The organism is Serratia ureilytica (assembly GCF_013375155.1).
Lineage (GTDB): Bacteria > Pseudomonadota > Gammaproteobacteria > Enterobacterales > Enterobacteriaceae > Serratia > Serratia ureilytica.
In genome coordinates this window covers 64,379-91,079 of sequence record NZ_JABXOF010000002.1, presented here as the reverse complement: position 1 = coordinate 91,079, position 26,701 = coordinate 64,379, and the positions used below count along the sequence as shown (strand labels likewise).

Here is a 26,701-nt window from a genome sequence, read left to right as displayed (position 1 = left end):
ACCGGGCAGGGATATGCTGCGATAACAAACTTTTTCTCTGGCATCAGGCTGCACTCGCCAGTTGATAATAGCTTTTGAGGTATTAAATGGACTTATCAATTGTTATTCCCGCTTTTAATAATTCAAACCATCTCGCCGCCACGCTGGCGCGCATGACCCATTATTGCGCCGGTTTTGATTATGAAATTATCGTGGTCGATTATTCATCGGAAGCCGGTGAGTCGGAAAAGATACACGGACTGTTGGCGGCGAATCATCGCGCCAGACTGCATGAAAGCCGGGTGCGCGGCAATATCGCCGTCGCCTGCAATATCGGTTTTCGCCTGGCGCGTTCTGAGGTGGTTTTTTTTCTGGAACCGGAAGATATGTTTGGCACCAATTATATCATCCGGCGCTTGAGACGGCATGAGGACACGCGGATCGATATCGTGTTCGGCAATTACACCACGGTCAACGACAAGAATGTGCGCAGCTACGTGTTTAATTACCAAGAGGGCGTGGCCGGGGAAGATTTCTTATTTATCGAGATGGGGGATATTCGCACCTCGACCATCAGCGTGCGCAAGAAACAAGACCGGCGGTTTTTATTTCCGGAGTTTTTGGCCCGTTACCAGGACTGGGGGTTTTTGGTCAACGCCACCAACCTGGGCGCCCGGGTGGTTCACGATCAGGGCGGTGGGGTGTTCATCCGCTGCGGCGACGAGGATCTGAACCGCTGCCGATTGAACATCGACGCCAGCGAACGCTTTATCGATACCTATCTGCAGGCCAGCGGCCGTTATATCAGCGGCTTTGCCTGTAAACACCTGCTGGCTTCGCTGTACAGCGAAGATCTGCAGGCTTTCAACTACTACTCATCGCGCATGGAGCGCCACACCCTGAGCGGCAAATTCAAGGCGATCAAGCTGTATGGCGACTGTCTGGCCAGGCTGGGACTGTTTCCATTGGGGGGGAGGCTGCTGCGCACGGCCCGCGAGGGATTACGGAGGTGACATGCAACCGCGGAAAATCGCAATTGTAATCGAAGACATCGGCGGCAAAGGCGGCACCGAACGGGTGGCCAGCAGCCTGGCCAATGCGCTGACCACCCGCTTCGGCCACCAGGTCGAACTGATATCCATCTGCGGGGATCGGGCGTTCTATCCGCTGGAGCCGGCGGTGACGCTGCGCTTCATGCGCGGCAAGACGCTGCTCTGGCCGTGGCGCCTGGCGCTGTTCTTACGCCGCGGCCGCTATGACGCCATCATCACCGTCTCGATGGGGAAACTCTCGGTGATCATGGTGCCTTACCTGCGGCTGTTGTGTCCCGGCAGCCGCTTGGTGCTGAGTGAACATGTCAGTTTCCACCAGTATCCGTGGCCGATGAAGTGGCTGAAGGTGCTGATCTACCGGCTGGGCGATCGCACCGTGCTGCTGACGCAAAAAGATCTGGCGAATATCGGCCGCTGGGTGCCCGCCCGCAAATGTCGGGTGATTGAGAACGTGTCGCCGTTTCCGCTGCGGGCGCCGCATCCGGAACAGCAACAGCCGGTGGCGCTGGCGGTCGGCCGACTGTGCCACCAGAAAGGCTTCGACCGGCTGATCGCCGCCTGGCGGCAGGTGGCGCAGCAGGCGCCGGAGTGGCGGCTGCACATCGTCGGCGATGGCCCGGATCGGGCGGCGTTGCAACGGCAGATCGCCGATTACGGGCTCGACGACCGGGTGCAGCTGCTGCCGGCCACCGCCGATATCGCCGGGCATTACCGGCAGGCGAGCCTGTTGCTGATGACCTCTCGCTACGAAGGTCTGCCGATGGTGCTGATCGAAGCCATGAGCTTCGGCCTGCCGCTGGTGGCTTTTGACTGTCTGACCGGCCCGGCGGAGCTGATCGACGATCGCGAAAACGGTTATCTGGTGACGGACGGCGACGTCGACACCTTCAGTCAGCGCGTCCTGGCGCTGATCGGCGACGGCGAACTGCGTCGCCGCTTCTCCCACCGTGCGTTGGAAAAGGCGCAGCGGTTTGTGCCTGAACGTATTTACCCCCAGTGGCAAGAGCTTATCGTCTGAGGTAATCATCATGGAAAAAGTGTCCGTCATTATGCCGGCTTATAACGCCGCCGGTTTTATCCGCGAGTCGATCCTTGGCGTATTGAATCAAACTTATCAGGACTATCACCTGTATGTGATTGACGACGCCTCCACCGACAACACCGCTGAGGTGGTCAAGCCGTTCATTCACGATCGGCTGACCTACATCCGCAACAACGCCAATCAGGGGGTGGCCGAAACGCGCAACATCGCCATCGAGGCGGCGCGGGGCGACTACATCGCGTTTTGCGACAGCGACGATGTTTGGCACCCGAATAAGCTGGCTCGCCAGGTCGGCATCCTTAAAACCCAGCGTTACGACGTGGTCTGCTCGCACTATTACACCTTCGAGAATGACCTGGCGCAGGTGAAAAATTACCGCGGCGCCGGGGAGATCATCGCCTACCGCGACATGTTGAAAAGCAACTGGATCGGCAACCTGACCGGCATGTACAACCAGCGCCGGGTCGGCAAGGTCTACCAGCGCAAGGTCGGGCACGAAGACTACGTGATGTGGCTGTCTATTCTGGAGCGCGCGCGCAATCGCCTGGCGTACTGCATTCCGGAGCCGCTGGCGTTTTACCGGCTGTCCGCCAATTCGCTGTCCGGCAACAAGATCCGCGCGGCGGACTGGCAGTGGCAGATCTACCGTCGTCATCTGGGGCTCTCTTATCAAAAATCCTGCTACCTGTTCTTCTCCTACCTGTACAGCGCGGTGATGAAAAGACAATGACCAGCAAAATCTTGAACGCAGCCTGCGTGCTGATCGGATGCGGGCTGGCGGCTCAGGCCGGGGCGGCGGGCTGCGAGACCAATCTGCTGACCAACCCCGGCTTTGAGCAGGGACAGACGGGCTGGTCGCTGCCGCCGGCCAAGGTGATCTCCGGCGGCCGCAGCGGCCGCGCCAGCCTGTACTACAGCAATCCTGACCCGGCGGAGTATCACCAGATGCTGCAAACGCTGCAGGTGAAAGCAGGGCAGACGATCGCGTTCGGCGTGTGGGTGCGCGGCGATAACCTGCGCGGCAAAGGCGATCAGCCGGGCGCCGGAGTGTACGTCGAAAGCTATGACGCCAAGGGGCGCCACCTGGCCGGCAGCTACCCGCAAGGCCTGCTGGGCAGCAGCGGTTGGCAGCCGGTGGAGGGCAGCTTCACCGTACCGGCAGAGGCCACTACCACCGTACTGGGGCTGTATATGCGCAAGGGCACGACCGGCAACGCCTGGTTCGACGATGCCTACGTTTGCAGCCAGCCGACGGCGCCGGCGTTGTATCAGATGCGCGCCGGTGGGCAATCGGCCTCCAGCCTGATTGAAGTGCAGCAGCCTCAGGAAGTGCAGGTGGAAAGTACGCTGCTCGATAGCCAACGCACCGCCGTGCGGCAGGAGAGCCGCCGCTACCATGTCGCCGAGCGTCAGCGCGTAGAGTTCTCGTTGCCGGCCAACCTGGCCGCCGGTGAGTACCGCCTGCAGCAGCAGGTGACGGACGTGGCGTCGAAGCACAGCCGGAGCAGCGAAATGCCGGTCAGCATCGGCGAGGCGCCGCCGAAAGTGGCGCTGGACGAGCAGGGCTATACGCTGCGGCAGGGCAAGCGCTTCTTTCCGCTGGGCATCTACATGTACGGCAACATGGCGACCGATGAACATCTGGCGCGCATCCGCGACGCCGGTTTCAACACCGTGCTGAATTACAACTACGGCGCAGGGCGCGACCCGTACGCCTATTTCCGCAAAACGCAGCAGTACGGGCTGCAGGTGATTTTCTCGCTGAAGGATTTCTACCCCGGCCTCGACTCTGCGCCGAAAACGCGCCTGAGCTACCCGCAGTTGACGGCGTCTTATGTGGAGAAGTTTAAAACTCAGCCGAACCTGCTCGCCTGGTACATCAACGATGAGCTGGCGCCGAAGTACGCGCCGCAGATAGAGCAGATGCATCTGCAGGTGAAGCAACAAGATCCTGACCATCTGACCTTTCAGGCGCTGAATCAGACCGGCGCGCTCAACGCCTATTTCAACAGTTCCGACGTGTTGGCCAGCGATCCTTATCCGGTCGGACGCGATGCCGATATGACGCGCACGCTGGAATACTCGCGCCTGACGGTGCAGGTGGCGCGTCAGGCGAAGGGCGCCTGGCTGGTGATGCAGATCATGGATCACGCCGCCTATGAGCCGCACCGCAAGCCGCGCCAACCGAGCGAAGCGGAGATCCGCAACCAGGCCTGGCTGGGGCTGATCGGCGGCGTCAAAGGGCTGCTGTTCTACTCCTATACCGACCTGTTCTACAAGCGCCGCAGCGGTGATTTCAACCAACAGGAATTCGACGGTATTTGGCAAGGGGTTACCCGCGTGGCGCAACAGATCGACAGCTTCACGCCGTACCTGCTCTCGGGCGAAAGTGCGACGCTGTCCGGCAACAACACCGCCGTACCGGCGCGGCTGTTTATCGACGGCGAGCGCGGCCTGGTGCTGATCGCCAACCCGTACTATCGGCCGATGGCCGCCCGTTTTGACCTGCCGCCCGGCTGGCGCTGGCAGGGGCAGCCGCAGATCGACGCCAAATTGCCCGCGGTGGGCAGCAGCGCGCTGTGGGTGCAACGAGACACTAGCAATCAATAAGGATACCCGTTCATGACTATCACGCTAAGCCTGATCGTCCCGGTGTATAAGGTGGAAGCCTACATCGAAGCGTGCCTGGACTCGGTGCTGAGTCAATTGCCCGACTGGGCGGAAGTGATCCTCGTCGATGACGGCAGCCCGGACGGCTCCATCGCCGTCGCGCAAGAGGTGCTGTGCCGTTATCCGGCATTGAAAACGCAGGTCAGCATCCTGCGCCAGGATAACCAGGGGTTGAGCGCCGCGCGCAACGCCGGGATCGCCCATGCCGAAGGCGAATATCTCGGTTTTCTGGACTCCGACGACGTGCTGCTGCCGGGCTATTTCAGCATTTTGGGGCGCCTGCTGGCGGATAACCCGCAGGTGGAGATCGTGGCGTTCAACGCCCAGCGTTTCTCGCGGCTGAAAAACGGCAAGATAGAACCGGATGGCCTGATGGCGATCGTGCCCGGCAACGCCGCGCCACAGGAGCGCGAGCCGCATATGGCGCTGCTGGCGGACAGTTTTAACCGCAGCCTGTGGTACGCCTGGGCGCGGATTTATCACCGTTCGCTGTTCAACGACGCCGCGTTTCCGGCGGGGCGCAACTTCGAGGATATCCAGCTGATCCCGCAGCTGTATCTGAAAGCGAACCGCATCGTGGTGTGCGACACGCCGTTGGTAGGATACCGCGCTAACCCCAACGGCATCACGCGCGCGCCGAAGCGGCGGGATTTGGACGATCTCGATTATGCCATCGAGCGCGCTGACAGCGGGCGTCGCCGCGAGGGGGGGAAGGGATTCCACTCGGTGCTGTTCGTCACCACGCTGAAGGCGCGTCTGCTGGTCGGGCTGGACTTCTTCGGCCTGCGTGACGCGCTGCGGGAAACCGCCGAGCTGAAACGGCGCTATGCCCGGCTGCGGGCGGAGGAGCGGCAAATGCTGAGCCGCAAGAACCGCCTGTTCTACCGCAGTCCGCTGGTCTACTACCTGATGGCCAGTCTCTACAACCGTTTCGGGTGAATCTGACCGTGCCCGAACGACGATAAACCCGTGTGGAAGCCCATTATGAGTATCAAAGTCAGCGTCATTATTCCGACCTATGGCCGCAGCGAACTGCTGGCGCGCGCCATCGACAGCGTCCTGGCGCAAACCCATCAGCCGGTGGAGATCGTGGTGGTGGACGATAATCCGCCGGACCATCCGCAGCGCCAGGCCACCCGCGAACGGCTGGCCGGCTATATTGCCGCCGGGCAGATCGTCTATTGCCCGCGCGCGCGCAACGGCGGCGGGGCGCGGGCGCGCAACAGCGGCATCCTGCGCGCCACCGGGGAATACCTCACTTTTCTGGACGACGACGATTACTACCACCCGGAGAAGATCGCCCGTCAGCTGGCCTTTATGCAGCGCGGCGATTACCCCGTCAGCCTGTGCGATATGGATATTCTGCAGGATGGCCAAATCAGCGCCGAGCGCTATTACCGCGCCCGCTGCGACGGGCTGGAGGACTTCATGCTGGCCGGCGTCGCTTACACGCCGATGATCATGCTGCGCCGGGAGGCGGCGATCGCGGTGCGCGGGTTCTTCAATACCCCGCGTTATCAGGATCATATCTTCATTTATCGCCTGCTGGCGGCGGGCATGCGCGTCGGCACGTTGCACGAGCGCCTGGCGGTGCATAACGATCACGACGGTGAGCGTATTACCTCCAGCCCGAAAGGCATCATCGGCTATCACAACAAAATGCAGTTCGAGCGCCGGTTGATGCCGCAGATTTCGCCGCGGGCGCGCAAGGTGATGCGGCTGCGCCACACCTGTATCACGTCGCGCATCATCACCGACAGCCGAAGCCGTCTCGGCGGCGTGCTGCACGGCATGAAGGGCATCATCTACGTCAACAGCGGAGTTATGGCCGGCGTTTACATGAAGAACATTCTGCGCAACGTCTTCTTCCGCGGCGTCCCTTTCTGAAACCCGACGCGGGGTTTTCCCCCGCGTCCTACCCCCAAATACCCCGTCTTGCCTCCCGCCCGTTCGCCTTCATCTTGATATTCTGATTTATTCATTTTAATTCAAACAATTAATCCTATTTCTCACCCCTATACTTTGGTGGTATTTCCCGCCCGGCGCACGCGTCGCCCGCCGCTTTCTCTTGATCGCAATCAATTTGCCGCCGGTTGGCCGTCAGTAGGCTGGCGGCAGATTGAGCATGTCTTCTTATAACGACAAGAGCCTTCAGGAGCATTCCGGATGAGCAAATTTTTAGACCGTTTCCGCTATTTCAAGCAGTTGGCGGAGCCTTTTTCTGGCGATCACGGCCAGACCTTGAACACCAACCGCGACTGGGAAGACGGCTACCGCAGCCGTTGGCAGCATGACAAAGTGGTGCGTTCCACCCATGGCGTGAACTGCACCGGTTCCTGCAGTTGGAAGATCTACGTGAAGAATGGTCTGGTGACCTGGGAAACCCAGCAAACCGACTATCCGCGCACCCGCCCCGATCTGCCCAACCATGAACCGCGCGGCTGCCCGCGCGGCGCCAGCTACTCCTGGTACCTGTACAGCGCCAACCGGCTGAAATACCCGCTGATGCGCAAGCGGCTGCTCAAACTGTGGCGCGAGGCGAAAGTGCAGCACAGCGATCCGGTCGAGGCCTGGGGATCGATCGTCGGCGATGCGGAAAAAGCCAAAAGCTACAAGGTGGCGCGCGGCCGCGGCGGTTTCGTCCGCTCCAGCTGGCAAGAGGTCAATGAACTGATCGCCGCTGCCAACGTCTATACCGCCAAAACCTTCGGCCCTGACCGCATTATCGGCTTCTCGCCGATCCCGGCGATGTCGATGGTGTCCTACGCCGCCGGCGCTCGGTACCTGTCGCTGATCGGCGGCGCCTGCCTGAGCTTCTACGACTGGTATTGCGATTTGCCGCCGGCTTCGCCGATGACCTGGGGCGAGCAGACCGACGTGCCGGAGTCCGCCGACTGGTACAACTCCTCCTACATCATCGCCTGGGGCTCCAACGTGCCGCAGACGCGCACCCCGGACGCCCACTTCTTTACCGAAGTGCGCTACAAGGGCACCAAAACCGTGGCGGTGACGCCGGACTACGCCGAAGTCGCCAAGCTGTGCGACCACTGGCTGAATCCGAAGCAGGGCACCGACAGCGCGATGGCGCTGGCGATGGGCCATGTGATGCTGAAAGAGTTCCATCTCGATCGCGAAGTCGGCTACTTCCGCGACTACGTGCGCCGCTATACCGACATGCCGATGCTGGTGCTGCTGGAGCCGCGTGAAGGCGGCCACTACGCCGCCGGCCGCCTGCTGCGCGCCGCCGATCTGGTGGACGGACTGGGCCAGGAAAACAATCCCGAGTGGAAAACCGTCGCTATCGACAGCCGCAGCGGCGAGCTGGTGGCGCCGCAGGGCTCCATCGGTTTCCGCTGGGGCGAGAAGGGCAAGTGGAACCTGGAGCAGCGCGAAGGCAAGTCGCAACAGGAAGTCGAGCTGCAGCTCAGTCTGCTGGGCATGCATGACGACGTTGCCGAGGTGGGCTTCCCGTACTTCGGCGGCGCCGACAGCGAGCATTTCAACAGCGTGGCGCTGGACGAAATCCTGCTGCACAAGCTGCCGGTGAAACGCCTGCGGCTGGCGGACGGCAGTGAAGCGCTGGTGACCAGCGTGTATGACCTGACGCTGGCCAACTACGGCCTGGAGCGCGGGCTGGGCGACGCCAACTGCGCCGCCGACTATGACGAGGTCAAGGCTTACAGCCCGGCCTGGGCCGAGCAGATCACCGGCGTGTCGCGCCACAACATCATCCGCATTGCCCGCGAGTTCGCGGAAAACGCCGAGAAGACCCACGGCCGTTCGATGATCATCGTCGGCGCCGGCGTCAACCACTGGTATCACATGGACATGACCTACCGCGGCCTGATCAATATGTTGATCTTCTGCGGTTGCGTCGGCCAGAGCGGCGGCGGCTGGGCGCACTACGTCGGCCAGGAAAAACTGCGGCCGCAAACCGGCTGGCTGCCGCTGGCGTTCGGCCTTGACTGGCAGCGCCCGCCGCGCCACATGAACAGCACCTCGTTCTTCTACAACCATTCCAGCCAATGGCGCTATGAAACCGTCGGCGCCGATGAGCTGCTGTCGCCGCTGGCGGACAAATCGCGTTTCGGCGGCAGCCTGATCGACTTCAACGTGCGCGCGGAGCGCATGGGCTGGCTGCCGTCGGCGCCGCAGCTGGGCGCCAATCCGCTGCGCCTGGCGGAGCAGGCCCGTGCTGCCGGCCAGTCGCCGGTTGAGTTCACCGTCGACAGCCTGAAGAGCGGCGCGCTGGGCTTTGCCGCCGAGCAGCCGGACAATCCGCAGAACTTCCCGCGCAACCTGTTCGTCTGGCGCTCCAACCTGCTGGGTTCTTCCGGCAAGGGCCATGAATACATGCTCAAATACCTGTTGGGCACCGAGAACGGTATCCAGGGGAAAGATCTCGGCCAGCAGGGCGGCGTGAAGCCGCAGGAAGTGGAATGGCGCGAGCAGGGCGGTGAAGGCAAACTGGATCTGGTGGTGACGCTCGATTTCCGCATGTCGAGCACCTGCCTGTATTCCGACGTGGTGCTGCCGACCGCCACCTGGTACGAAAAAGACGACATGAACACCTCCGACATGCACCCGTTCATTCACCCGCTGTCGGCGGCGGTCGATCCGGCCTGGGATTCGAAGAGCGACTGGGAAATCTACAAGGGCATCGCCAAAGCCTTCTCCGAGGTGTGCGTCGGCCATCTGGGCCAGGAAACCGACGTGGTGACCTTGCCTATTCAGCACGACTCCGCCGCCGAGCTGGCGCAGCCTTACGGCGTGCAGGACTGGAAGAAAGGCGAGTGCGAACTGATCCCCGGCAAAACCGCGCCGCACATCATCGCGGTGGAGCGCGATTATCCGGCCACCTACGAGCGCTTTACCTCCTTGGGGCCGTTGATGGACAAACTGGGCAACGGCGGCAAGGGCATCAGCTGGAACACCCAGACCGAGGTCGATTTCCTCAAGCAGCTTAACTACGTCAAGGCCGATGGCCCGGCGGCGGGGCGGCCGAAGATCGAGAGCGCGATAGACGCGGCGGAAGTGATCCTGTCGCTGGCGCCGGAAACCAACGGCCAGGTGGCGGTGAAAGCCTGGGAAGCGCTGAGCAACGTCACCGGACGCGATCACCGGCATCTGGCGCTGAACAAGGAAGACGAGAAAATTCGCTTCCGCGACATTCAGGCGCAGCCGCGCAAAATCATCTCCAGCCCAACCTGGTCCGGCCTGGAAGACGAGCACGTTTCCTATAACGCCTGCTACACCAACGTGCACGAGCTGATCCCGTGGCGCACCCTCAGCGGCCGTCAGCAGCTGTATCAGGATCACGAGTGGATGCGCGCCTTCGGCGAAAGCCTGCTGGCGTATAGGCCGCCGATCGACACCCGCGCCGCGCAGCCGCTGCTCAACAGCAAACCGAACGGCAACAAGGAGAAGGCGCTGAACTTCCTGACGCCGCACCAGAAGTGGGGCATCCACTCCACCTACAGCGACAACCTGCTGATGCTGACGCTGTCGCGCGGCGGCCCGATCGTCTGGCTGAGCGAAGACGACGCCAAAGATCTGGGCATCGCGGACAACGACTGGATCGAGGCCTTCAACGCCAACGGCGCGCTGACGGCGCGCGCGGTGGTCAGCCAGCGTATCCCGGCGGGGATGACCATGATGTACCACGCGCAGGAGCGCATCGTGAATCTGCCCGGCTCGGAGATCACTCGCCAACGCGGCGGCATCCATAACTCGGTGACCCGCGCTTGCCCGAAACCGACCCACATGATCGGCGGCTATGCGCAGCTGGCCTACGGCTTCAACTACTACGGCACCGTCGGCTCCAACCGCGACGAGTTCGTGGTGGTGCGCAAAATGAACCGTATTGATTGGTTGGACGATGAAGGCAACGACTACGCGCAGGGCAGTCAGCAGGAGAACAACAAATGAAAATTCGTTCGCAAGTCGGCATGGTGCTGAATCTGGACAAGTGCATCGGTTGCCACACCTGTTCGGTCACCTGCAAGAACGTCTGGACCAGCCGCGAGGGGATGGAATACGCCTGGTTCAACAACGTGGAAAGCAAGCCCGGCGTCGGGTATCCGCACGCCTGGGAAGATCAGGAGAAGTGGAAGGGCGGCTGGATCCGTAAAATCAACGGCAAGCTGGAGCCGCGCATGGGCAGCCGCGTCGGCGTGCTGGCGAAAATCTTCGCCAACCCGGACGTGCCGGCGCTGGACGACTACTACGAGCCGTTCGATTACGACTACCAGCATCTGCACACCGCCAAACAGGGCAAACACCAGCCGGTGGCGCGCCCGCGCTCGCTGATCACCGGCCGGCGCATGAACAAGATCGAAAGCGGCCCGAACTGGGAAGAGATCCTCGGCGGGGAATTTGAAAAGCGCTCGCAGGACAAGAACTTCGATAACCTGCAGAAGGCGATGTACGGCCAGTTCGAAAACACCTTCATGATGTATTTGCCGCGCCTGTGCGAGCACTGCCTCAACCCGGCCTGCGTCGCCACCTGCCCGAGCGGGGCGATCTACAAGCGCGGCGAAGACGGCATCGTGCTGATCGATCAGGACAAGTGTCGCGGTTGGCGCATGTGTCTGACCGGTTGCCCGTACAAGAAAATCTACTTCAACTGGAAGAGCGGCAAGTCCGAGAAGTGCATCTTCTGTTACCCGCGCATCGAAGCCGGGCAGCCGACGGTCTGTTCGGAAACCTGCGTCGGCCGCATCCGCTATCTCGGCGTGCTGTTGTACGACGCCGATCGCATCGAGCAGGCGGCGGCGGTGGAAAACGACAAGGATCTGTACCAGAGCCAGCTCGATATTTTCCTCGATCCGCATGACCCGAAGGTGATTGCTCAGGCGCTGGCGGACGGCGTGCCGCAGGGCGTCATTGAAGCCGCTCAGCAATCGCCGGTGTACAAAATGGCGATGGACTGGAAGCTGGCGCTGCCGCTGCATCCGGAATACCGCACGCTGCCGATGGTGTGGTACGTGCCGCCGTTGTCGCCGATTCAGTCGGCCGCCGACGCCGGCGAGCTGGCGCACAGTGGCGTATTGCCGGACGTCGAGAGCCTGCGCATTCCGGTGCAGTATCTGGCGAACCTGCTGACCGCCGGCGATACCGAGCCGGTGCTGCTGGCGCTGAAACGCATGCTGGCGATGCGCCACTACAAACGGGCGGAAACCGTCGACGGCGTGGTGGACATCAGCGCGCTGGAGCAGGTCGGTCTGAGCGAAGCGCAGGCGCAGGAGATGTATCGCTACCTAGCGATCGCCAACTATGAAGATCGCTTCGTGGTGCCGTCGAGCCACCGCGAGCTGGCGCGCGAAGCCTTCCCCGAAAGCAAAGGCTGCGGTTTCAGCTTCGGCGACGGCTGCCACGGCAGCGACGGCAAGTTCAATCTGTTCAACAGCCGTCGTATCGACGCCATCGACGTGACCGCGAAAACCGCGCGGCCGGAGGATGCCTCATGATCAGCCTGAAAGTGATCGCCCGCCTGCTGGATTACCCGGAGCAGGCGCTGTTTGACCATCAGCAGGCGCTGATTGAAGCGCTGGAACCGGGCAGCGAGCTGGATCTGCACCACAGCGCGCTGCTGATTCTGTTTATCCGCCGCCTGTGCGCGCGCCCGTTGCTGGACGCGCAGGCCGACTATTGCGAGCTGTTCGATCGCGGCCGCGCCACCTCGCTGCTGCTGTTTGAGCACGTGCACGGTGAGTCGCGCGATCGCGGCCAGGCGATGGTTGACCTGATGGCGCAGTACCGCGCCGCCGGGCTGGAGATCGACAGCCGCGAGCTGCCTGATTTCCTGCCGCTGTACCTGGAGTATTTGGCCAGCCGCAGCGCGGCACAGGCGCGGGAAGGGCTGCAGGACATTGCGCCGATCCTGGCGCTGCTGGGCGCGCGCTTGCAGCAGCGCGAAAGCCCGTACGCGGTGCTGTTCGATCTGCTGTTGGCGCTGTCCGGCAGCGATGCGCAGGCGCAGGCGCTGAAGACGCAGGTGGCGCAAGAGGCGCGCGACGATACGCCGCAGGCGCTGGATGCGGTATGGGAAGAGGAGCAGGTCAAATTTCTCGGCGAGCAGGGCTGCGCCTCCGCCCAGCAGACGGCGCACCAGCGGCGATTCGCCGGCGCGGTGGCGCCACAGTATCTGGACCTGACGGATGCGTTAACCGGAACCAAAGGACGCTAATTATGCAATTTTTGAATCAGTTCTTCTTCGACATCTACCCTTATCTGGCCGGCGCGGTGTTCCTGATCGGCAGCTGGCTGCGCTACGACTACGGGCAGTACAGCTGGCGTGCCGGCTCCAGCCAGATGCTGGATAAAAAGGGCATGCGGCTGGCGTCCAACCTGTTCCACATCGGCATTATCGGCATCTTCGCGGGCCACTTCCTCGGCATGCTGACGCCGCACTGGATGTATGAGGCCTTCCTGCCGATCGACGTGAAGCAGAAGCTGGCGATGATCGCCGGCGGCGCCTGCGGCCTGATGACGCTGATCGGCGGCGCGCTGCTGCTGAAGCGCCGGTTGACCAACCCGCGGGTGCGCGCCACCAGCAGCGTCGCCGACATCCTGATCCTGACATTGCTGGTGGTGCAGGTGTGCCTGGGGTTGCTGACCATTCCGTTCTCCGCCCAGCATATGGACGGCAGCGAAATGATGAAGCTGGTGGCCTGGGCGCAGGCGGTCGTGACCTTCCACGCCGGCGCCTCTGCGCACCTGGAAGGCGTGGCGCTGATCTTCAAGCTGCATATGGTGCTGGGCATGACGCTGTTCGTGCTGTTCCCGTTCTGCCGCCTGGTGCATATCTGGAGTGCGCCGGTAGAGTACCTGACCCGCCGTTACCAGCTGGTGCGCAACCGCCGCTGAGCCTGACCCCGCCGCCGCCGCCGATCGCCAGCGGCGGCGCTATTCCGATAATTCCCCCGCCGTCTGCCCATTCTCGTCGCCTTGTCGTAAACTCACTATCTCAGTTATGTTACGTTTATGCTTCCGCCGACGGACGTCGGCCTGTGGTAGCCGATAACAAGAGATACCGCCTTGATGAAAGGCATTTTGGGACATAAAAACCGGGGATGATCCGTGTGGCCTTCGCGCCGTACGGGAGAATCGCTTTATGGATAGTCAGGTTAATCAATAACAATAATGACCACACAATTACGTTCACCCGAGCTGCTGCCTCTGAAAATCATCGCCACCGGGGCCGCGTTGCCGCCTAACCGCGTGGCGTCCTCTGCGCTCGACGCTCGGCTGGGGAAACCGGCCGGCTACGTTGAAAAACGCTCGGGCATCGTTTACCGCTATCACGCCGCCGACGATGCCAGCCAGGCCGAACTCGCCGCCGCCGCGCTGCAAGATGCGCTGGTTCGCCGCGCCATTCCGGCGGACTCGATCGATCTGCTGATCTCCGCCTCGGCGATTTCGGTGCAGGCGCTGCCGTGCACCGCCGCGCACATTCTCAAGGTGGCGGGGCTGGCGCCGGGCACGCCGGGCTTCGACATCAACAGCAGTTGCGTCAGCTTTATCTCTGCGCTGCAAGTGGCGGCGGGGCTGCTGAACGCCGGGACGTATCGACGCATCGCCATCGTCTCGGCGGATCTCGCTTCACGCGGCATCGACTGGCAGCACGAAGAGTCGTCGCTGATCTTCGGCGACGGCGCGGCCTGTGCCATCGTGGAGCGCGGCGACGGCGCCAGCGGCATCCTCGCCAGCCTGGTGGAAACCTACCCCGCCGGCAGCGAACTGTGCGAGATCCGGGCCGGCGGCACGCGTCGCAACCCGCGCGCCGGCATGTGTGAGCAAGACTTCCTGTTTCATATGCAGGGCAAGCCGCTGTTCCGCCAGGCGTCGGCGCTGATTGAGGGTTACCTCGATCGGCTGTTGAGCGCCAGCGGCCTGAACCTGGCGCAGATCGCCACCGTGGTGCCGCATCAGGCCAGCCATCTGTCGCTCGAACATATGCGCAAACGGCTGCACGTCTCCAGCGAGGCGCTGGTCGATATCTACCGCCATCATGGTAATCAGGTGGCGGCGTCTATCCCGACGGCGCTGCATGCCGCCGTGACCACCGGGCGCTTCAATCCCGGTCAGCCGGTGATGCTGATCGGCACCGCCGCCGGGCTGGCGCTGGCCGGCATGGTGTTGCTGCCATGAGGGTGCTGGTCACCGGGGCGACCAGCGGGCTGGGACGCAACGCGGCGCAGTGGTTGCTGGAGGCCGGACATCAGGTGCGCGCCACCGGCCGCGATGAACGGGCCGGCGCAACGCTGCGTCGGCTGGGCGCCGAGTTTTGCGCGCTCGATCTGGCGCAGGCCACGCCGCAGCAGTGTCGGGAGCTGGTGACCGACTGCGAATGGGTCTGGCACTGCGCGGCCAAGTCTTCGCCCTGGGGCGGCAAAGCGGAGTTTCACCGCATCAACGCCACGGCGACGGAGAAGCTGGCGGAGGCGGCCGGGCGCTGCGGCGTGCGGCGCTTCGTGCATATCTCCACGCCGGCAATCTACTTCGATTTTCAGCCGCATTACGATCTTGACGAGGGTTACCGCGCCCGGCGCTTCGCCAATCACTATGCCGCCAGCAAGTATGCGGCCGAGCAGCGCCTGTTGGCGCAGGCGAAGATCTATCCACAAACCACCTATATTATGCTGCGGCCGCGCGGCCTGTTTGGCCCGCACGATCGGGTGATCGTGCCGCGGCTGTTGCAGCAGCTCGAACGCGACCGCGGGGTATTGCGATTGCCCGGCGGCGGACAAGCGCTGCTGGATCTGACCTTCGCCCCCAACGTGGTGCACGCGATGGATCTGGCCAGCCGGCAGCGCGGATTGCCGTCCGGCGCCGTGTACAACATCACCAACCACCAACCGCAGCGGCTGGCGGAGATGCTGGATGCGTTGCTGCGTCAGGAACTGGGGCTGAGTTACCGGCTGCAGGCCGTGTCCTATCCGCTGCTGCATACGCTGGCCGGCGGCATGGAGCTGTGGGCGACGCTGAGCGGCAAGGAACCGCTGTTGACGCGCTACAGCGTGGCGGCGGTGCATTTTGACATGACGCTGAGCCAGACCCGTGCGATCGAAGAGCTGGGTTACCGGCCGCGTTATTCGATGGAAGAGGGCATTCGTCTGACCGGCGAGTGGCTGCGGCGGCAAGGAGGCGGACAGCATGGCTAAGGTCACCGTGTTTGAAGTGGGCTATTGCACGCATATCGGCTGCATGGCGCTGCGCGGCGCCGGATTCCGGGTGTGCAAATTCCCGGCGCGCGCCTATCTGCTGGAGGTGGGGGAGCGCCGCTGGCTGTGGGATACCGGCTACGCGCGTTATTTTCAGCAGCACACGCAGTCGGGGCTGTTCAGCCTTTACCGCCGCATGACGCCGGTCTATTTCGATCCGGCCGAGTCGTTGGCGCATCAGCTGCGCGAAGCCGGTTATGCCGAGGGGGATATTCAGGCGCTGATCGTCTCGCATTTTCACGCCGATCACATCGCCGGGCTGCAGGATTTCAGCCAACTCGACTTTATTTGCTCCGGCGAGGGCTGGCAGCAAACCCGTGGGCTGCGCGGTTTCGCGGCGCTGAAGCGCGCCTTTATTCCCGGCCTGATCCCGGCGGATTTCGAGAGCCGTCTGCAGTTTATGGAGTCTTTTCCTGCGGTGGCGTTGCCCGCGCTGTTGGCGCCGTTCGATCGCGGTTACGCGCTGCCGGGCAGTGAAGGGCAGATCGTGCTGGTGCCGTTGCCGGGGCATGCGGCCGGCCATATCGGCGCCTTTATTCTCACCGACGCCGGCTGGACGCTGCTGGCCAGCGACGCCGCCTGGTCGCCGCAGAGTTACCAGACGCTGCGCGGGCCTTCGCGCCTGGCCAATCTGGTGATGGACGACGCGGCGGCTTACACCCGCACCCTGGAGCGGCTCAACCAGCTGTGGGCGGGCGGCCAGGTCAACATTTTGCTGTGCCACGAGGGGGACCTGTGATCCCCTTCATGACCCTTTGGCACTATTTCCGCGCCCGGCGCCTGCGCTTTGGCGATCGTGCGGCGCTGGAGGCGCATCAGGCCCGACAGCTTGAGGGGTTTGCTCGCCGGGTGCTGAGCAAGAGTCCCTATTTTCAAGGCTTCAGCCGCCGGCCGTTCGCCGAATGGCCGCAGATGGACAAGGCGCTGATGATGGCGCAGTTCGACCGCATGAACACCGCCGGGCTGCGGCGCGATGCGGTGCTGGCCTGCGCGCAGCGCAGCGAGGCGGATCGCGATTTCACGCCGAAGATCGGGCGCTACAGCGTCGGATTGTCGTCCGGCACTTCCGGGCAGCGCGGCGTGTTTGTCGTCAGCCCGCGGGAACAGCAGGTGTGGGCCGGCGGCATGCTGGCGAAAATGCTGCCGGACGGGCTGTCGGCGGGCGAGCGCGTCGCACTGTTTCTGCGCGCGGACAATAATCTCTATCACAGCGTGAACAACCGTTGGCTGAGCCTGGCGTTTTACGATTTGCTCGCGCCGTTCAGCGGCCACTTGCCGGCATTGGAACGGCAGGCGCCCAGCATCATCGTGGCCCCGGCGCAGGTGCTGCGCGCCTTGGCGCTGGCGGTGCTGGCCGGGCAGGTGACGCTGTCGGTCAAAAAAGTGATCTCGGTGGCCGAGGTGCTTGAAGAACAGGATCGCCGCCTGCTGCTGCAGGTATTTCCGGCGGTCGGCGAAGTGTATCAGGCCACCGAAGGATTTCTTGCCGCGACCTGCGCGCACGGTACGCTGCATCTGAACGAAGAGTTTTTGCATATCGAGCCGCAGTGGATCGACGAACTGCGCTTCACGCCGCTGATCACCGATTTTACCCGCAGTACGCAGCCGATCGTGCGCTATCGGCTGGACGATGTATTGGTGCTGCGCAGGGAACCCTGCCCATGCGGGCAACCGACGCGGGCGATAGCCCGTATCGAGGGGCGGCGCGACGATCAGCTGATGCTGCCCGATGCGCAGCGGCAACCGCAGGCGGTGTTCGCCGATGCCTGTAGCCGAACGATCGCCAATGCGTTGCCGCTGACCAGCGATTACCGCTTGATCCAGCATGGCGAACGGCGGTTGGAGCTGATTGCCGATTGCAGCCCGGCGGCGTTGGCGCACTGTCAGGCGCAGCTGATGGCGCTGTTCGCTCGTCAGGGCATCGCCACCGACCGCCTCGAATGGCGGTTGACGGCGCAAGCGGTGCTGCCGCAGTTCGATCGCAAGCGGCGGCGCATCGTGCGCCGGGCGGAGGCGGCATGAAAAGCGCACTGTTCAGGCTATGGCACATGCTGCTGGGATGGGGCACGGTCGGCGTGGTGTATAGCCTGACCGATCGCCTGCAGGGGGCGGGAACCCTGTTGCCGCCGTCGGCGCTTGATCGGGCGATCCCGTTCAGCCCCACGGCCATCTGGCTCTATCTGTCGTTCTTCCTCATCGTCCCGGCGGGCTATCTGCTGGCGCCGCTGCAGCGAGTCAAATGGCTGACGCTGGCGATGCAGCTGACCGCGCTGGGCGCCGGGGCGGTTTATCTGCTGTGGCCGACCACCATGGCCTATCCGCAGAACGATGGCGTCGGGATCAGCGCGCAACTGCTGGCGGCGTTAACCCGGGTGGACTCGCCGCAAAACTGCCTGCCTTCGTTGCATATGGCGCTGACGGTGCTGGCGGTGTGGGCGCTGAGCGACGGCGAGCGCAAAGTGCGCACGGCGCTGTGGATGCTGTGGGGCGTGGCGATCGCGTTCTCGATTCTGCAACTGCGTCGGCATTTGTTTGTCGATTTGGCCGGCGGCGCGCTGCTGGCGCTGTTCGCCGGCTGGGTGGCCCTGCGCATGAAAACCCTGCGCAGGCGCGTCGTTAAAGGAGAAATGGGATGAGCGATCTGGCATTGCCGATAGTGTTCATGCTGTTCATCGTGGTGGCCGAGGCGGTGGCGCTGCAGTGGGGGCGTCGCGAGCCGGTCAACTGGCACGATCTGGTGTTCAACCTGAATTCCGGCCATATCATGCTGTGGCTGTTCCGCGGGTTGGAGATCACCTGCTACGGCTATGTGGCCGCGCATTTCAGCCTGGGGTTGCTGGATGCCTGGCCGCCACTGCTGATGTGGCTGTTCGCCCTGCTGGCGTGGGACTTCGGTTTCTACTGGCTGCACCGTCTGCACCACCGTTTCCGCCTGCTGTGGGCGGTGCACGTGGTGCACCATCAGGGCGAGCACTTTAATCTGTCGCTGGGGGTGCGCAACTCCTGGTATTCGTCGCTGACGTCGATCCCGTTCTTTTTGCTGCTGGCGCTGGCGGGGGTGCCGCTGTCGGTGTTCGTTGCGGTCTCTATTTTTCATTACAGCATTCAGCTGTTTAACCACAATGCGCTGACGCCGAAGCTCGGCGTGCTGGAAAACATCCTGGTCACGCCGGCGCATCACCGGGTGCATCACGTCAAGGACATGGCGTATTCCAATAAGAACTTCGGCGGTAGCTTTATCTTCTGGGACAAGCTGTTCGGCACCTTTTGCCCGGCATTGCCGAGCACGCCGTTCAGCTATGGCGTCGGCGGCGACAGGCCGTCCGCCAACCCATTCTGGGCGAGCAATCTGCCGTTCCTGCGCTATTTGCGCCTGGCATGGCGCCCGGCGCCGTGCCGGCCACGCGACCGCCGTTCGGCGCTCAGCGTTTTCAGCGGCGCCATGCTGTTGTTCTCGCTGGTGGTCGGTTACGTCTACCAATACGGTTACGGCTATAGCGACATCAGCTGGCCGCAAATGGCGCTGTTGGCGCTGCTGGCGTTGGGATCGGTGGCGCTGGGCGGCATGACGGAAGGGCGGCGGTGGGCGAGCGCCGTCTGGCTGCTGATCGCGCTGGGCATGCCGCTGCTGTTTATCGGCTATCTCGGTTGGCCGCAGCGCTATTGGCATATCGCCATGGCCGCCGTGGCGTTGCATGCCCTGTGCGTCGCGTTGGGCTGGGGAAGAGTAGCCGCACCGGCCGCCGTGGAGGAACCGCATGGCTGAATCATTGCCGCCGCTGCGTTTTCCCGCCGATGGCGAACAGGCCTTCCACCGCGATCTTAAGCGCGCGGCCCACGCCTGTCTGGCGGGCGATCATCGCTATGCCGATGCCGCGCGATTGGCCAAGGCCACGCTGTTGCTGGCGTTGTGCGTCGGGTTTTACGCGCTGAGCCTGCTGCAGCATCAGCCCTGGGCGTTTTTCCTCTGCTATTTCCTGTTCGTGACCATGGGCATGCTGCTCAATGTCAACGTCAACCACGATGCTTCGCATAACGCTTTCCTGCGTGCGCCCTGGGCCAATCGGCTGGTGGGGCGGTTGGTGACGCTGCCGCTGGGCGTCGATCCGGACTACTGGCGCACGCGGCATGTGGATTACCACCACGTTTACGCCAACGTCGAACATTACGATCTGGATACCGAAGAGAACGGCTTTTTCCGCCAGACACCGTTCCAGCGCTGGCGGCCCCATATGCGCTATCAGCATCTGTACTGGCCGCTGATCGCCGCGCTCTCGCTGCCCTATATCGCCTGGATTTTCGATTGGTCCGATCGGCTCGATAAAACGCCGCTGCGGGAAAAACGCGTGCTGGCGGGGCGCGGCGGTTGGGCGCTGTTCGTGCTGTGCAAGCTCGCGCATCTGGCGCTGGTGCTGGTGGCGCCGCTGGTCGTGGGCCACTTGCACGGCATCGGCTGGGGCTGGGTGTTGCTGGCTTACGCGCTCAGCCAGATGTGCGCCTCGCTGCTGGTGGTGTTCTTGCTGCTGGGCACCCATTGGGCGCAGGCCGAGTTTTACCCGGCGCCGACGGGCGACAGCATGCCGCAAGGCTGGTATCGGCACAATTTCGCCACCGCCTGCGACTGGCAGCCCGAACCGCGCTGGCTGGAGCATCTGACCGGCGGGCTAAACTATCACCTGACCCATCACCTGTTTCCCGGCTGGAATCATCGCCACTATCCGGCCCTGGCTGCCGCGGTGGCGGAGGTCGCGCAGCGGCACGGCATGGCGTACCGCTGCATTGGCTATCGTGAACTGCTGGCGCAACAACAGCGCTTCTTACGCCGGATGGGACAGCCATGAAACCGCTGCGTCCGTTAGCCTATCGGCGCGACGACAATGGGTTGCACCGCGCGCTGATGCAGGCTGCACAGCATTATCTGGCGGCCCACGGCGATCACCGCTTCGCCGACGGCGGCATGCTGGCGAAGGTGGCGCTGCTGCTGGCGCTGTGCGGCCTGTGTTACGGGTTGAGCCTGCAGCAGCAAAACGGCTGGGCGTTTTTCGCTTGTTATTTCGGCTTTATCTTTATCGGCATGTTCCTGACGGTGAACGTGGTGCACGACGCCTCGCACAACGCGTTTTTCCGCCGCCCCTGGGCCAACCGCTGGCTGAACGCACTGGTGAGCGTGCCGCTGGGGCTGGATCCCGACTGTTGGCGCGTGCGGCATGTGTTGTTCCACCATGCCCATAACAACATCGAACATTACGATCCCGATATCGACGCCAACGGCGTGCTGCGGCAAACGCCGTTCCAGCGCTGGCGGCCCTTTATGCGCGCGCAGCGTTACTATTGGCCGTTGGTGGCGGCGCTGACTTTTCCGTACTACATCTGGCTGTTCGATTGGTTGGACAGGGCGGGCCGCACCCGCGTGGCGGCGCGCATGGCGCAGCAGGGCGTACGCGGCTGGATCGGGTTTCTGGCGGGGAAGGCGGCGCACCTGCTGCTGGCGCTGGCGATCCCATGTTGGCTGTTGCCGCCGGCTATCGGCATCGGGCAAATTCTGCTGGTCTATTTGCTGAGCCAGATGCTTTCTTCATTGCTGTTCGTGATGTTGATCATCGGCACCCACTGGGCCAAGGCCAACTTTTATCAGGCGCCGGCGCAGGGCGCGATGCCGCACGGTTGGTATCACCACGTGTTCGCCACCACGTTCGACTGGCAGACCCGGCCGCGCTGGCTGGGCTATTGGCTGGGCGGGGCGAATCTGCATTTGACGCATCATCTGTTTCCGCACTGGAGCCACCGCCATTACCCGGCGCTCAGCCGCATCATCGGCGAGGTGGCGCCGCGCTTCGGCATCGACTACCGCCTGCTGGAGCTGGAGGAGCTGTTGCGTCTGCAGCAACGCTTCCTCAGCGCGATGGGCCGCAAGCCGCACTAGCGTTGCATGCGAATTGTGCGAGGCGTTACGCAGTTCACTAATTGAACGATATTTGTCCTTCCAGTAGACTTTCCCTCTGTGAATCAACGGCCACGGGAGGTGGACTATGCGCAGCTTGCCGATTCGGTTATCGAACAAAATTGATGATGATCTGAACGATATCGCCCGGCGTCACGGGATGGAAAAAACCGAGGTAATCAAAATGGCGTTTGCACTGATTACCCTTGCCGATAAGTACTGGATGAAACAGGATGGTACTTCTCTTGGCATTGTACGGGAGAAGGGTGAACAGCTTGAAGCGGTGGGGCGGGTCGTGGAGATCTTCCCATGAACATCGAAAGCCGTAATCTGCGCGATGAGGCCAGCCAGGTTTATCTGGAGCAGGTCTTGGTCTTCGACGAAATGGAGCGGCTGCGCCTGGCACGCCAGGTGCTGTGCGGGATATTCGCGGTCAGCGTGGGCGTATTCGCCGCCCACGCGTATTGGGACAAAAACGAAGCGCTCGGACAAGCATTCGAACGGGTCAAGATCGGCGCCTTGCCGCTGGTCACGCTGGTGGTCTCTTTTTACTTTCCCAACAGCGCGTCCAGATAAGGCGTCACGTCAATGCGACTTCATGCCCGCCGCGGTCATCAGCAGGCGGAACAGCGAGGCAACCACGAACAGCCCAAGCACGCTGGCGCTCCAGATGATCACCAGCCAACCGATGCGTTTCCACCAGGGCGCCGGAGCGGCGGCTGCCGTTTTATCTTGCATAGCGTCCTCCTTCCTCAGTGATAGCCGTGTTCATGGCTGATCTTGCCGCGGAACACGTAGTAGCTCCAGAAGGTGTAGACCAGAATGATTGGGATGATGAACAGCGCGCCGACCAGCATAAAGCCGAGGCTCTGCGGCGGCGCGGCGGCGTCCCACAGGCTGATGGCCGGCGGGATCAGGTGCGGCCAGATGCTGATGCCAAGCCCGCTCAGGCCGAGGAACACCAGCAGCAGCGTCAGCATGAACGGCGAGTAGTGCGCGCCGCGTTTCACCCCATGCCGGATCCCCCAGGCGCTGAGCAGCACCAGTACCGGCACCGGCAGCAGCCAGAACAGGTTCGGCAGCGTAAACCAGCGCGCGGCGATTTCGGGATGCGCGATCGGCGTCCAGATGCTGACCGCAGCCAGCACCAGCAGCAGGATCGCCAGCAGCGGCGTCGCCAGGTGATACATGCGCGCCTGCAGGTCACCGGCGGTTTTCATCACCAGCCAGGTACAGCCGAGCAGGGCGTAGGTCACCACCAGCCCCAGCCCGCAGAACAGCGCGAACGGCGTCAGCCAGTCCAGTGCGCCGCCGGCGTAGGTGCGGCCTTCTACCGGGAAGCCGTTGATCACGGCGCCCACCACCACACCCTGGCTGAAGGTGGCGAAGAGAGAGCCCCAGATGAACGCTTTATCCCAGATATGGCGCTTCTCCGGCGTCGCCTTGAAGCGAAACTCGAAGGCCACGCCGCGGAAAATCAGCCCGATCAGCATCAGCGTCAGCGGGATCGCCAGCGCGTCGAGGATCACCGAGTAGGCCAGCGGGAAGGCGCCGAACAGCGCCGCGCCGCCCAGCACCAGCCAGGTCTCATTGCCGTCCCACACCGGGGCGACGGTGTTCATCATCAGATCGCGGTCGCCGCTCGCCTTCACCCACGGAAACAGAATGCCGATGCCCAAATCGAAACCGTCCATCACCACGTACATCATGGTGCTGAACACGATGATGACAAACCAAATCAGCGGAAGATCGATACCCATGTTCAGCTCCTGTCGTCCAGAGTGTCGTTGACCGCGGACAGCGGACGCGCCGGGCGGCCCTCGGTATTGTCTTCTTGGTGTTCATGCGGCTGCGGCCCTTTGCGGATCAGGCGCATCATATAGGAGTAGCCCACGCCGAACACCGAGCAGTAGACGATGATGAACGCCAGCAGGCTGATGCTCATGTGCAGATCGCCGTGCGCGGATACCGCATCCTTGGTGCGCAGCAGGCCGTACACCACCCACGGCTGGCGGCCGATCTCGGTGGTGAACCAGCCCGCCAGCAGCGCCAGCAGCCCGGAAGGGCCCATCCACAGGATGAAGTACAGGAACGGACGCGACTGATAGAGCCCGCCGCGCCAGCGCAGCCACAGGCTCCACACCCCGGCCAGGATCATCAACATGCCCAGCCCGACCATGATGCGGAACGACCAGAACACCACGGTGGAGTTGGGGCGATCTTCCGGCGGGAACGATTTGAGCGCCGGCACCTGCTCGGTCAGGCTGTGCGTCAGGATCAGGCTGCCGAGGTAGGGCACCTCCAGCTTGAAGCGGGTTTCTTCGCGCTGCATGTCCGGCCAACCGACCAGGATCAGCGGCGTGGCTTCGCCCGGCGGATTTTCCCAGTGGCCTTCGATGGCGGCGATCTTCGCCGGCTGGTGTTTCAGCGTATTCAGGCCGTGTGCATCGCCGATCATCGCCTGCACCGGCGCGACGATCAGCGCCATCCACATCGCCATCGACAGCATCTTGCGCATCGCCGGCGTGTCGCGGCCGCGCAGCAGGTGCCAGGCGGCGGACGCGCCGACGAAGAACGCCGAGGAGAGGAAGGCGGCGGTGGACATGTGCAGCAGGCGGTACGGGAAGGACGGGTTGAAGATGACCTTCAGCCAGTCAACCGGCACCACCTGGCCATTGATGATTTCATGCCCTTGCGGGGTCTGCATCCAGCTGTTGGAGGCCAGGATCCAGAAGGTGGAGATCAGCGTGCCGAGCGCCACCATGCAGGTGGCGAAGAAGTGCAGGCCGGGGCCGACGCGGTTCCAGCCGAACAGCATCACGCCGAGGAAACCGGCTTCGAGGAAGAAGGCGGTCAGCACTTCATAAGTCAGCAGCGGCCCGGTAATGCTGCCGGCGAACTCGGAGAAGAAGCTCCAGTTGGTGCCGAACTGGTAAGCCATCACCAGCCCGGATACCACGCCCATGCCGAAGTTAACGGCGAAAATCTTTGACCAGAAGTGATAAAGCTCACGATAGGCTTCATTGTGCGTTTTCAACCATAATCCTTCCAGCACCGCCAGATAACTGGCTAAACCGATGGTGATGGCGGGGAAAATGATATGGAAAGACACGGTGAAGGCGAACTGTATTCTGGCAAGTTCCAGTGCATCAAGACCCAGCATGGCGCCTCCTAGGGTTGAACATAAATTAACCTCTTGAGTATAGCTGTCATTTTTATGTGAAATGCTTGGCGTTAAGTTAAGCACGGAGTACAGTGCCTATAATAGTGACAGTTATTTTACTTTTTCATATAACAGTTAATGGTTATGACCCGATACGAGCAGCTTGCGCAGCAGATTAGAGAACAGATCCAGAACCGGGTGTGGCGGGCGGGCGACAAGCTGCCTTCGCTGCGCGAGAGCGGCAAACGCGCCGGATTGAGCCTGATGACGGTGGTGCAGTCTTATCAACTGCTGGAGAGCCAAGGGTGGATCGTCGCCCGGCCGCAGTCGGGCTACTATGTGGCGGCGCGTCCGCAGCCGCTGCCGCAGCCTTCGCGCGGCGAGAAACTGCTGCTGAGCGAGCAGGTGGACATCAACGCCTTTATTTTCGACGTGCTGCAGGCCTGCAAGGATCCGGACATCGTGCCTTTCGGTTCGGCGTTTCCCGACGCCACGCTGTTCGCCCAGCCGAAGCTGGCGCGGGCGCTGAGCAGCGTAGCGCGCAAGTTCACGCCGCACAGTTCGCTGGTCAACCTGCCGCCGGGCAACGACGCGCTGCGGCGGCACATTGCCCAACGCTATGCGCTGAGCGGCATGCAGGTCGCGCCGGACGAGATCGTCATCACCGCCGGGGCGATGGAGTCGCTCAGCCTCAGCCTGCAGGCGGTGACCCAACCGGGCGACTATGTGGCGATCGAGTCGCCGGCGTTTTACGGCGCGCTGCAGGCGCTGGAACGGCTGCGGCTGAAGGCGGTGGCGATCGCCACGCATCCGCAGGACGGTATCGATCTGGACGCGTTGCAGCAGGCGGTGGAGCAGTATCCGATCAAAGCCTGCTGGCTGATGACCCACTTCCAGAACCCGCAGGGCGCCACCCTGCCGGAGGCCAACAAGCAGCGTCTGGTGGCGCTGCTGCGCGAACGGCAGATCTCGCTGATCGAAGACGATGTCTATGGCGAGCTGTACTTCAGCGCCGAACGGCCGTTGCCGGCGAAGGCGCTCGACAGCGGCGGCCAGATCCTGCACTGCTCGTCATTTTCCAAATGTCTGGCGCCGGGCTTTCGCGTCGGCTGGGTGGCGGCGGGGCGTTATGCGCAACAGATCCAGCGTTTGCAGCTGATGAGCACCGTTTCCACCAGCGTGCCGACCCAGATGGCGCTGGCGGATTATCTGCTGCACGGCGGCTACGACACCCATCTGCGGCGGCTGCGACGCCTGCTGGCCCAGCGCCAAAGCGCAATGCGTCAGGCGATCGCCCACCATTTTCCGCCGACGGTGAAAGTCAGTCAGCCCGACGGCGGGTATTTCCTGTGGCTGGAACTCGACCCGGCGCTGTCGTCGATGGAGCTGTACCGGCGCGCACTCGCACGGGGCATCAGCATTGCGCCGGGGCGCATGTTTACCACCGGCGACCATTTCAACCACTGCTTCCGTCTCAACGCCTCGTTTGAATGGAATGACCGCTTTGAAGAGGCGATAAAAACCTTAGCCAAACTTATCCGGGGGCTGGCGGCGGCCGGCTGAATCGCGTTTTTCCCGCCGCTTCGCCCCAGAAAAATTCATAATGCTTTTTTCGGCAATGGAATGCCG

General features: G+C 62.7%; 24 protein-coding genes. 21 read left to right on the top strand and 3 right to left on the bottom strand.

Annotated features, from left to right (window positions below; all coding sequences use genetic code 11):
- Positions 1–86: 86 nt before the first annotated feature.
- The 20 genes from HWW83_RS03830 (at position 87) to HWW83_RS03735 (ending at position 22,485) form a co-directional block, all read left to right on the top strand.
- Positions 87–992 (top strand): glycosyltransferase family 2 protein, encoded by a 906-nt coding sequence (locus HWW83_RS03830; RefSeq protein ID WP_033643435.1) that lies wholly within the window; start codon positions 87–89, stop codon positions 990–992.
- 1 nt (position 993) lies between these two features.
- Complete coding sequence (locus tag HWW83_RS03825) at positions 994–2,049, top strand: glycosyltransferase family 4 protein (RefSeq protein WP_047574805.1); 1,056 nt, start codon at positions 994–996, stop codon at positions 2,047–2,049.
- A gap of 10 nt (positions 2,050–2,059) precedes the next feature.
- A complete protein-coding gene (locus HWW83_RS03820) occupies positions 2,060–2,803 on the top strand; it encodes a glycosyltransferase family 2 protein (RefSeq protein WP_033643433.1) in 744 nt (247 codons plus the stop codon).
- The gene (locus HWW83_RS03815) at positions 2,800–4,683 is read left to right on the top strand and encodes a carbohydrate binding domain-containing protein (protein WP_176588997.1); all 1,884 of its coding nucleotides are present in this window, start codon (positions 2,800–2,802) and stop codon (positions 4,681–4,683) included. The genes HWW83_RS03820 and HWW83_RS03815 overlap by 4 nt, the downstream gene beginning before the upstream one ends.
- Positions 4,684–4,695: 12 nt before the next feature.
- Entirely contained in the window at positions 4,696–5,682 is a 987-nt protein-coding gene (locus HWW83_RS03810; RefSeq protein WP_033643431.1) for a glycosyltransferase family 2 protein, read from the top strand.
- A gap of 45 nt (positions 5,683–5,727) precedes the next feature.
- The gene (locus HWW83_RS03805; RefSeq protein WP_176588996.1) at positions 5,728–6,630 is read left to right on the top strand and encodes a glycosyltransferase family 2 protein; all 903 of its coding nucleotides are present in this window, start codon (positions 5,728–5,730) and stop codon (positions 6,628–6,630) included.
- 279 nt (positions 6,631–6,909) lie between these two features.
- On the top strand, positions 6,910–10,671 hold the full coding sequence (locus tag HWW83_RS03800; protein WP_176588995.1) for a nitrate reductase subunit alpha: 3,762 nt from the start codon (positions 6,910–6,912) through the stop codon (positions 10,669–10,671).
- Positions 10,668–12,212: a nitrate reductase subunit beta gene (narH, locus tag HWW83_RS03795; protein WP_096242332.1), complete on the top strand. Its 1,545-nt coding sequence runs from the start codon at positions 10,668–10,670 to the stop codon at positions 12,210–12,212. The genes HWW83_RS03800 and narH overlap by 4 nt, the downstream gene beginning before the upstream one ends.
- Complete coding sequence (gene narJ / locus HWW83_RS03790) at positions 12,209–12,931, top strand: nitrate reductase molybdenum cofactor assembly chaperone (protein ID WP_176588994.1); 723 nt, start codon at positions 12,209–12,211, stop codon at positions 12,929–12,931. The genes narH and narJ overlap by 4 nt, the downstream gene beginning before the upstream one ends.
- A gap of 2 nt (positions 12,932–12,933) precedes the next feature.
- Positions 12,934–13,611, top strand: coding sequence for a respiratory nitrate reductase subunit gamma (gene narI / locus HWW83_RS03785; protein WP_033643426.1), 678 nt, complete (start codon positions 12,934–12,936; stop codon positions 13,609–13,611).
- 276 nt (positions 13,612–13,887) lie between these two features.
- A complete protein-coding gene (locus HWW83_RS03780) occupies positions 13,888–14,895 on the top strand; it encodes a 3-oxoacyl-[acyl-carrier-protein] synthase III C-terminal domain-containing protein (RefSeq protein WP_176588993.1) in 1,008 nt (335 codons plus the stop codon).
- Positions 14,892–15,908, top strand: coding sequence for an NAD-dependent epimerase/dehydratase family protein (locus HWW83_RS03775; protein ID WP_176588992.1), 1,017 nt, complete (start codon positions 14,892–14,894; stop codon positions 15,906–15,908). The genes HWW83_RS03780 and HWW83_RS03775 overlap by 4 nt, the downstream gene beginning before the upstream one ends.
- A complete protein-coding gene (locus HWW83_RS03770; protein WP_033643422.1) occupies positions 15,901–16,707 on the top strand; it encodes an MBL fold metallo-hydrolase in 807 nt (268 codons plus the stop codon). The genes HWW83_RS03775 and HWW83_RS03770 overlap by 8 nt, the downstream gene beginning before the upstream one ends.
- Positions 16,704–17,990, top strand: coding sequence for a F390 synthetase-related protein (locus tag HWW83_RS03765; protein WP_176588991.1), 1,287 nt, complete (start codon positions 16,704–16,706; stop codon positions 17,988–17,990). Before HWW83_RS03770 ends, HWW83_RS03765 begins: the two co-directional genes overlap by 4 nt.
- Positions 17,987–18,604 carry a phosphatase PAP2 family protein gene (locus tag HWW83_RS03760; protein ID WP_176588990.1) on the top strand — a complete coding sequence of 206 codons (618 nt, stop codon included), beginning with the start codon at positions 17,987–17,989 and terminating at the stop codon, positions 18,602–18,604. Before HWW83_RS03765 ends, HWW83_RS03760 begins: the two co-directional genes overlap by 4 nt.
- Positions 18,601–19,734 carry a sterol desaturase family protein gene (locus tag HWW83_RS03755; protein WP_103101049.1) on the top strand — a complete coding sequence of 378 codons (1,134 nt, stop codon included), beginning with the start codon at positions 18,601–18,603 and terminating at the stop codon, positions 19,732–19,734. The genes HWW83_RS03760 and HWW83_RS03755 overlap by 4 nt, the downstream gene beginning before the upstream one ends.
- Positions 19,727–20,809, top strand: a complete 1,083-nt coding sequence (locus HWW83_RS03750; protein WP_103101050.1) for a fatty acid desaturase family protein — start codon at positions 19,727–19,729, stop codon at positions 20,807–20,809. The genes HWW83_RS03755 and HWW83_RS03750 overlap by 8 nt, the downstream gene beginning before the upstream one ends.
- Complete coding sequence (locus tag HWW83_RS03745) at positions 20,806–21,891, top strand: acyl-CoA desaturase (protein WP_103101051.1); 1,086 nt, start codon at positions 20,806–20,808, stop codon at positions 21,889–21,891. Before HWW83_RS03750 ends, HWW83_RS03745 begins: the two co-directional genes overlap by 4 nt.
- Positions 21,892–21,997: 106 nt before the next feature.
- Positions 21,998–22,222, top strand: coding sequence for a hypothetical protein (locus HWW83_RS03740; RefSeq protein ID WP_025303190.1), 225 nt, complete (start codon positions 21,998–22,000; stop codon positions 22,220–22,222).
- Positions 22,219–22,485 carry a hypothetical protein gene (locus HWW83_RS03735; protein WP_129992995.1) on the top strand — a complete coding sequence of 89 codons (267 nt, stop codon included), beginning with the start codon at positions 22,219–22,221 and terminating at the stop codon, positions 22,483–22,485. The genes HWW83_RS03740 and HWW83_RS03735 overlap by 4 nt, the downstream gene beginning before the upstream one ends.
- A gap of 9 nt (positions 22,486–22,494) precedes the next feature.
- On the opposite strand, the gene HWW83_RS03730 is transcribed toward HWW83_RS03735, so the two are convergent.
- From HWW83_RS03730 to HWW83_RS03720, 3 genes are read right to left on the bottom strand one after another with little or no spacing between them, the layout of a single operon-like run.
- A complete protein-coding gene (locus HWW83_RS03730; protein ID WP_004934619.1) occupies positions 22,495–22,647 on the bottom strand; it encodes a DUF2474 domain-containing protein in 153 nt (50 codons plus the stop codon).
- A 14-nt stretch (positions 22,648–22,661) separates the two neighbouring features.
- On the bottom strand, positions 22,662–23,669 hold the full coding sequence (gene cydB / locus HWW83_RS03725) for a cytochrome d ubiquinol oxidase subunit II (protein WP_033650915.1): 1,008 nt from the start codon (positions 23,667–23,669) through the stop codon (positions 22,662–22,664).
- 2 nt (positions 23,670–23,671) lie between these two features.
- Positions 23,672–25,072, bottom strand: coding sequence for a cytochrome ubiquinol oxidase subunit I (locus HWW83_RS03720; RefSeq protein ID WP_016927376.1), 1,401 nt, complete (start codon positions 25,070–25,072; stop codon positions 23,672–23,674).
- Positions 25,073–25,216: 144 nt separating this feature from the next.
- Here HWW83_RS03720 and HWW83_RS03715 point away from each other — a divergent pair, with 144 nt between their 5' ends.
- Positions 25,217–26,635: an aminotransferase-like domain-containing protein gene (locus tag HWW83_RS03715; RefSeq protein WP_042784770.1), complete on the top strand. Its 1,419-nt coding sequence runs from the start codon at positions 25,217–25,219 to the stop codon at positions 26,633–26,635.
- The last annotated feature ends 66 nt before the right edge of the window (positions 26,636–26,701 follow it).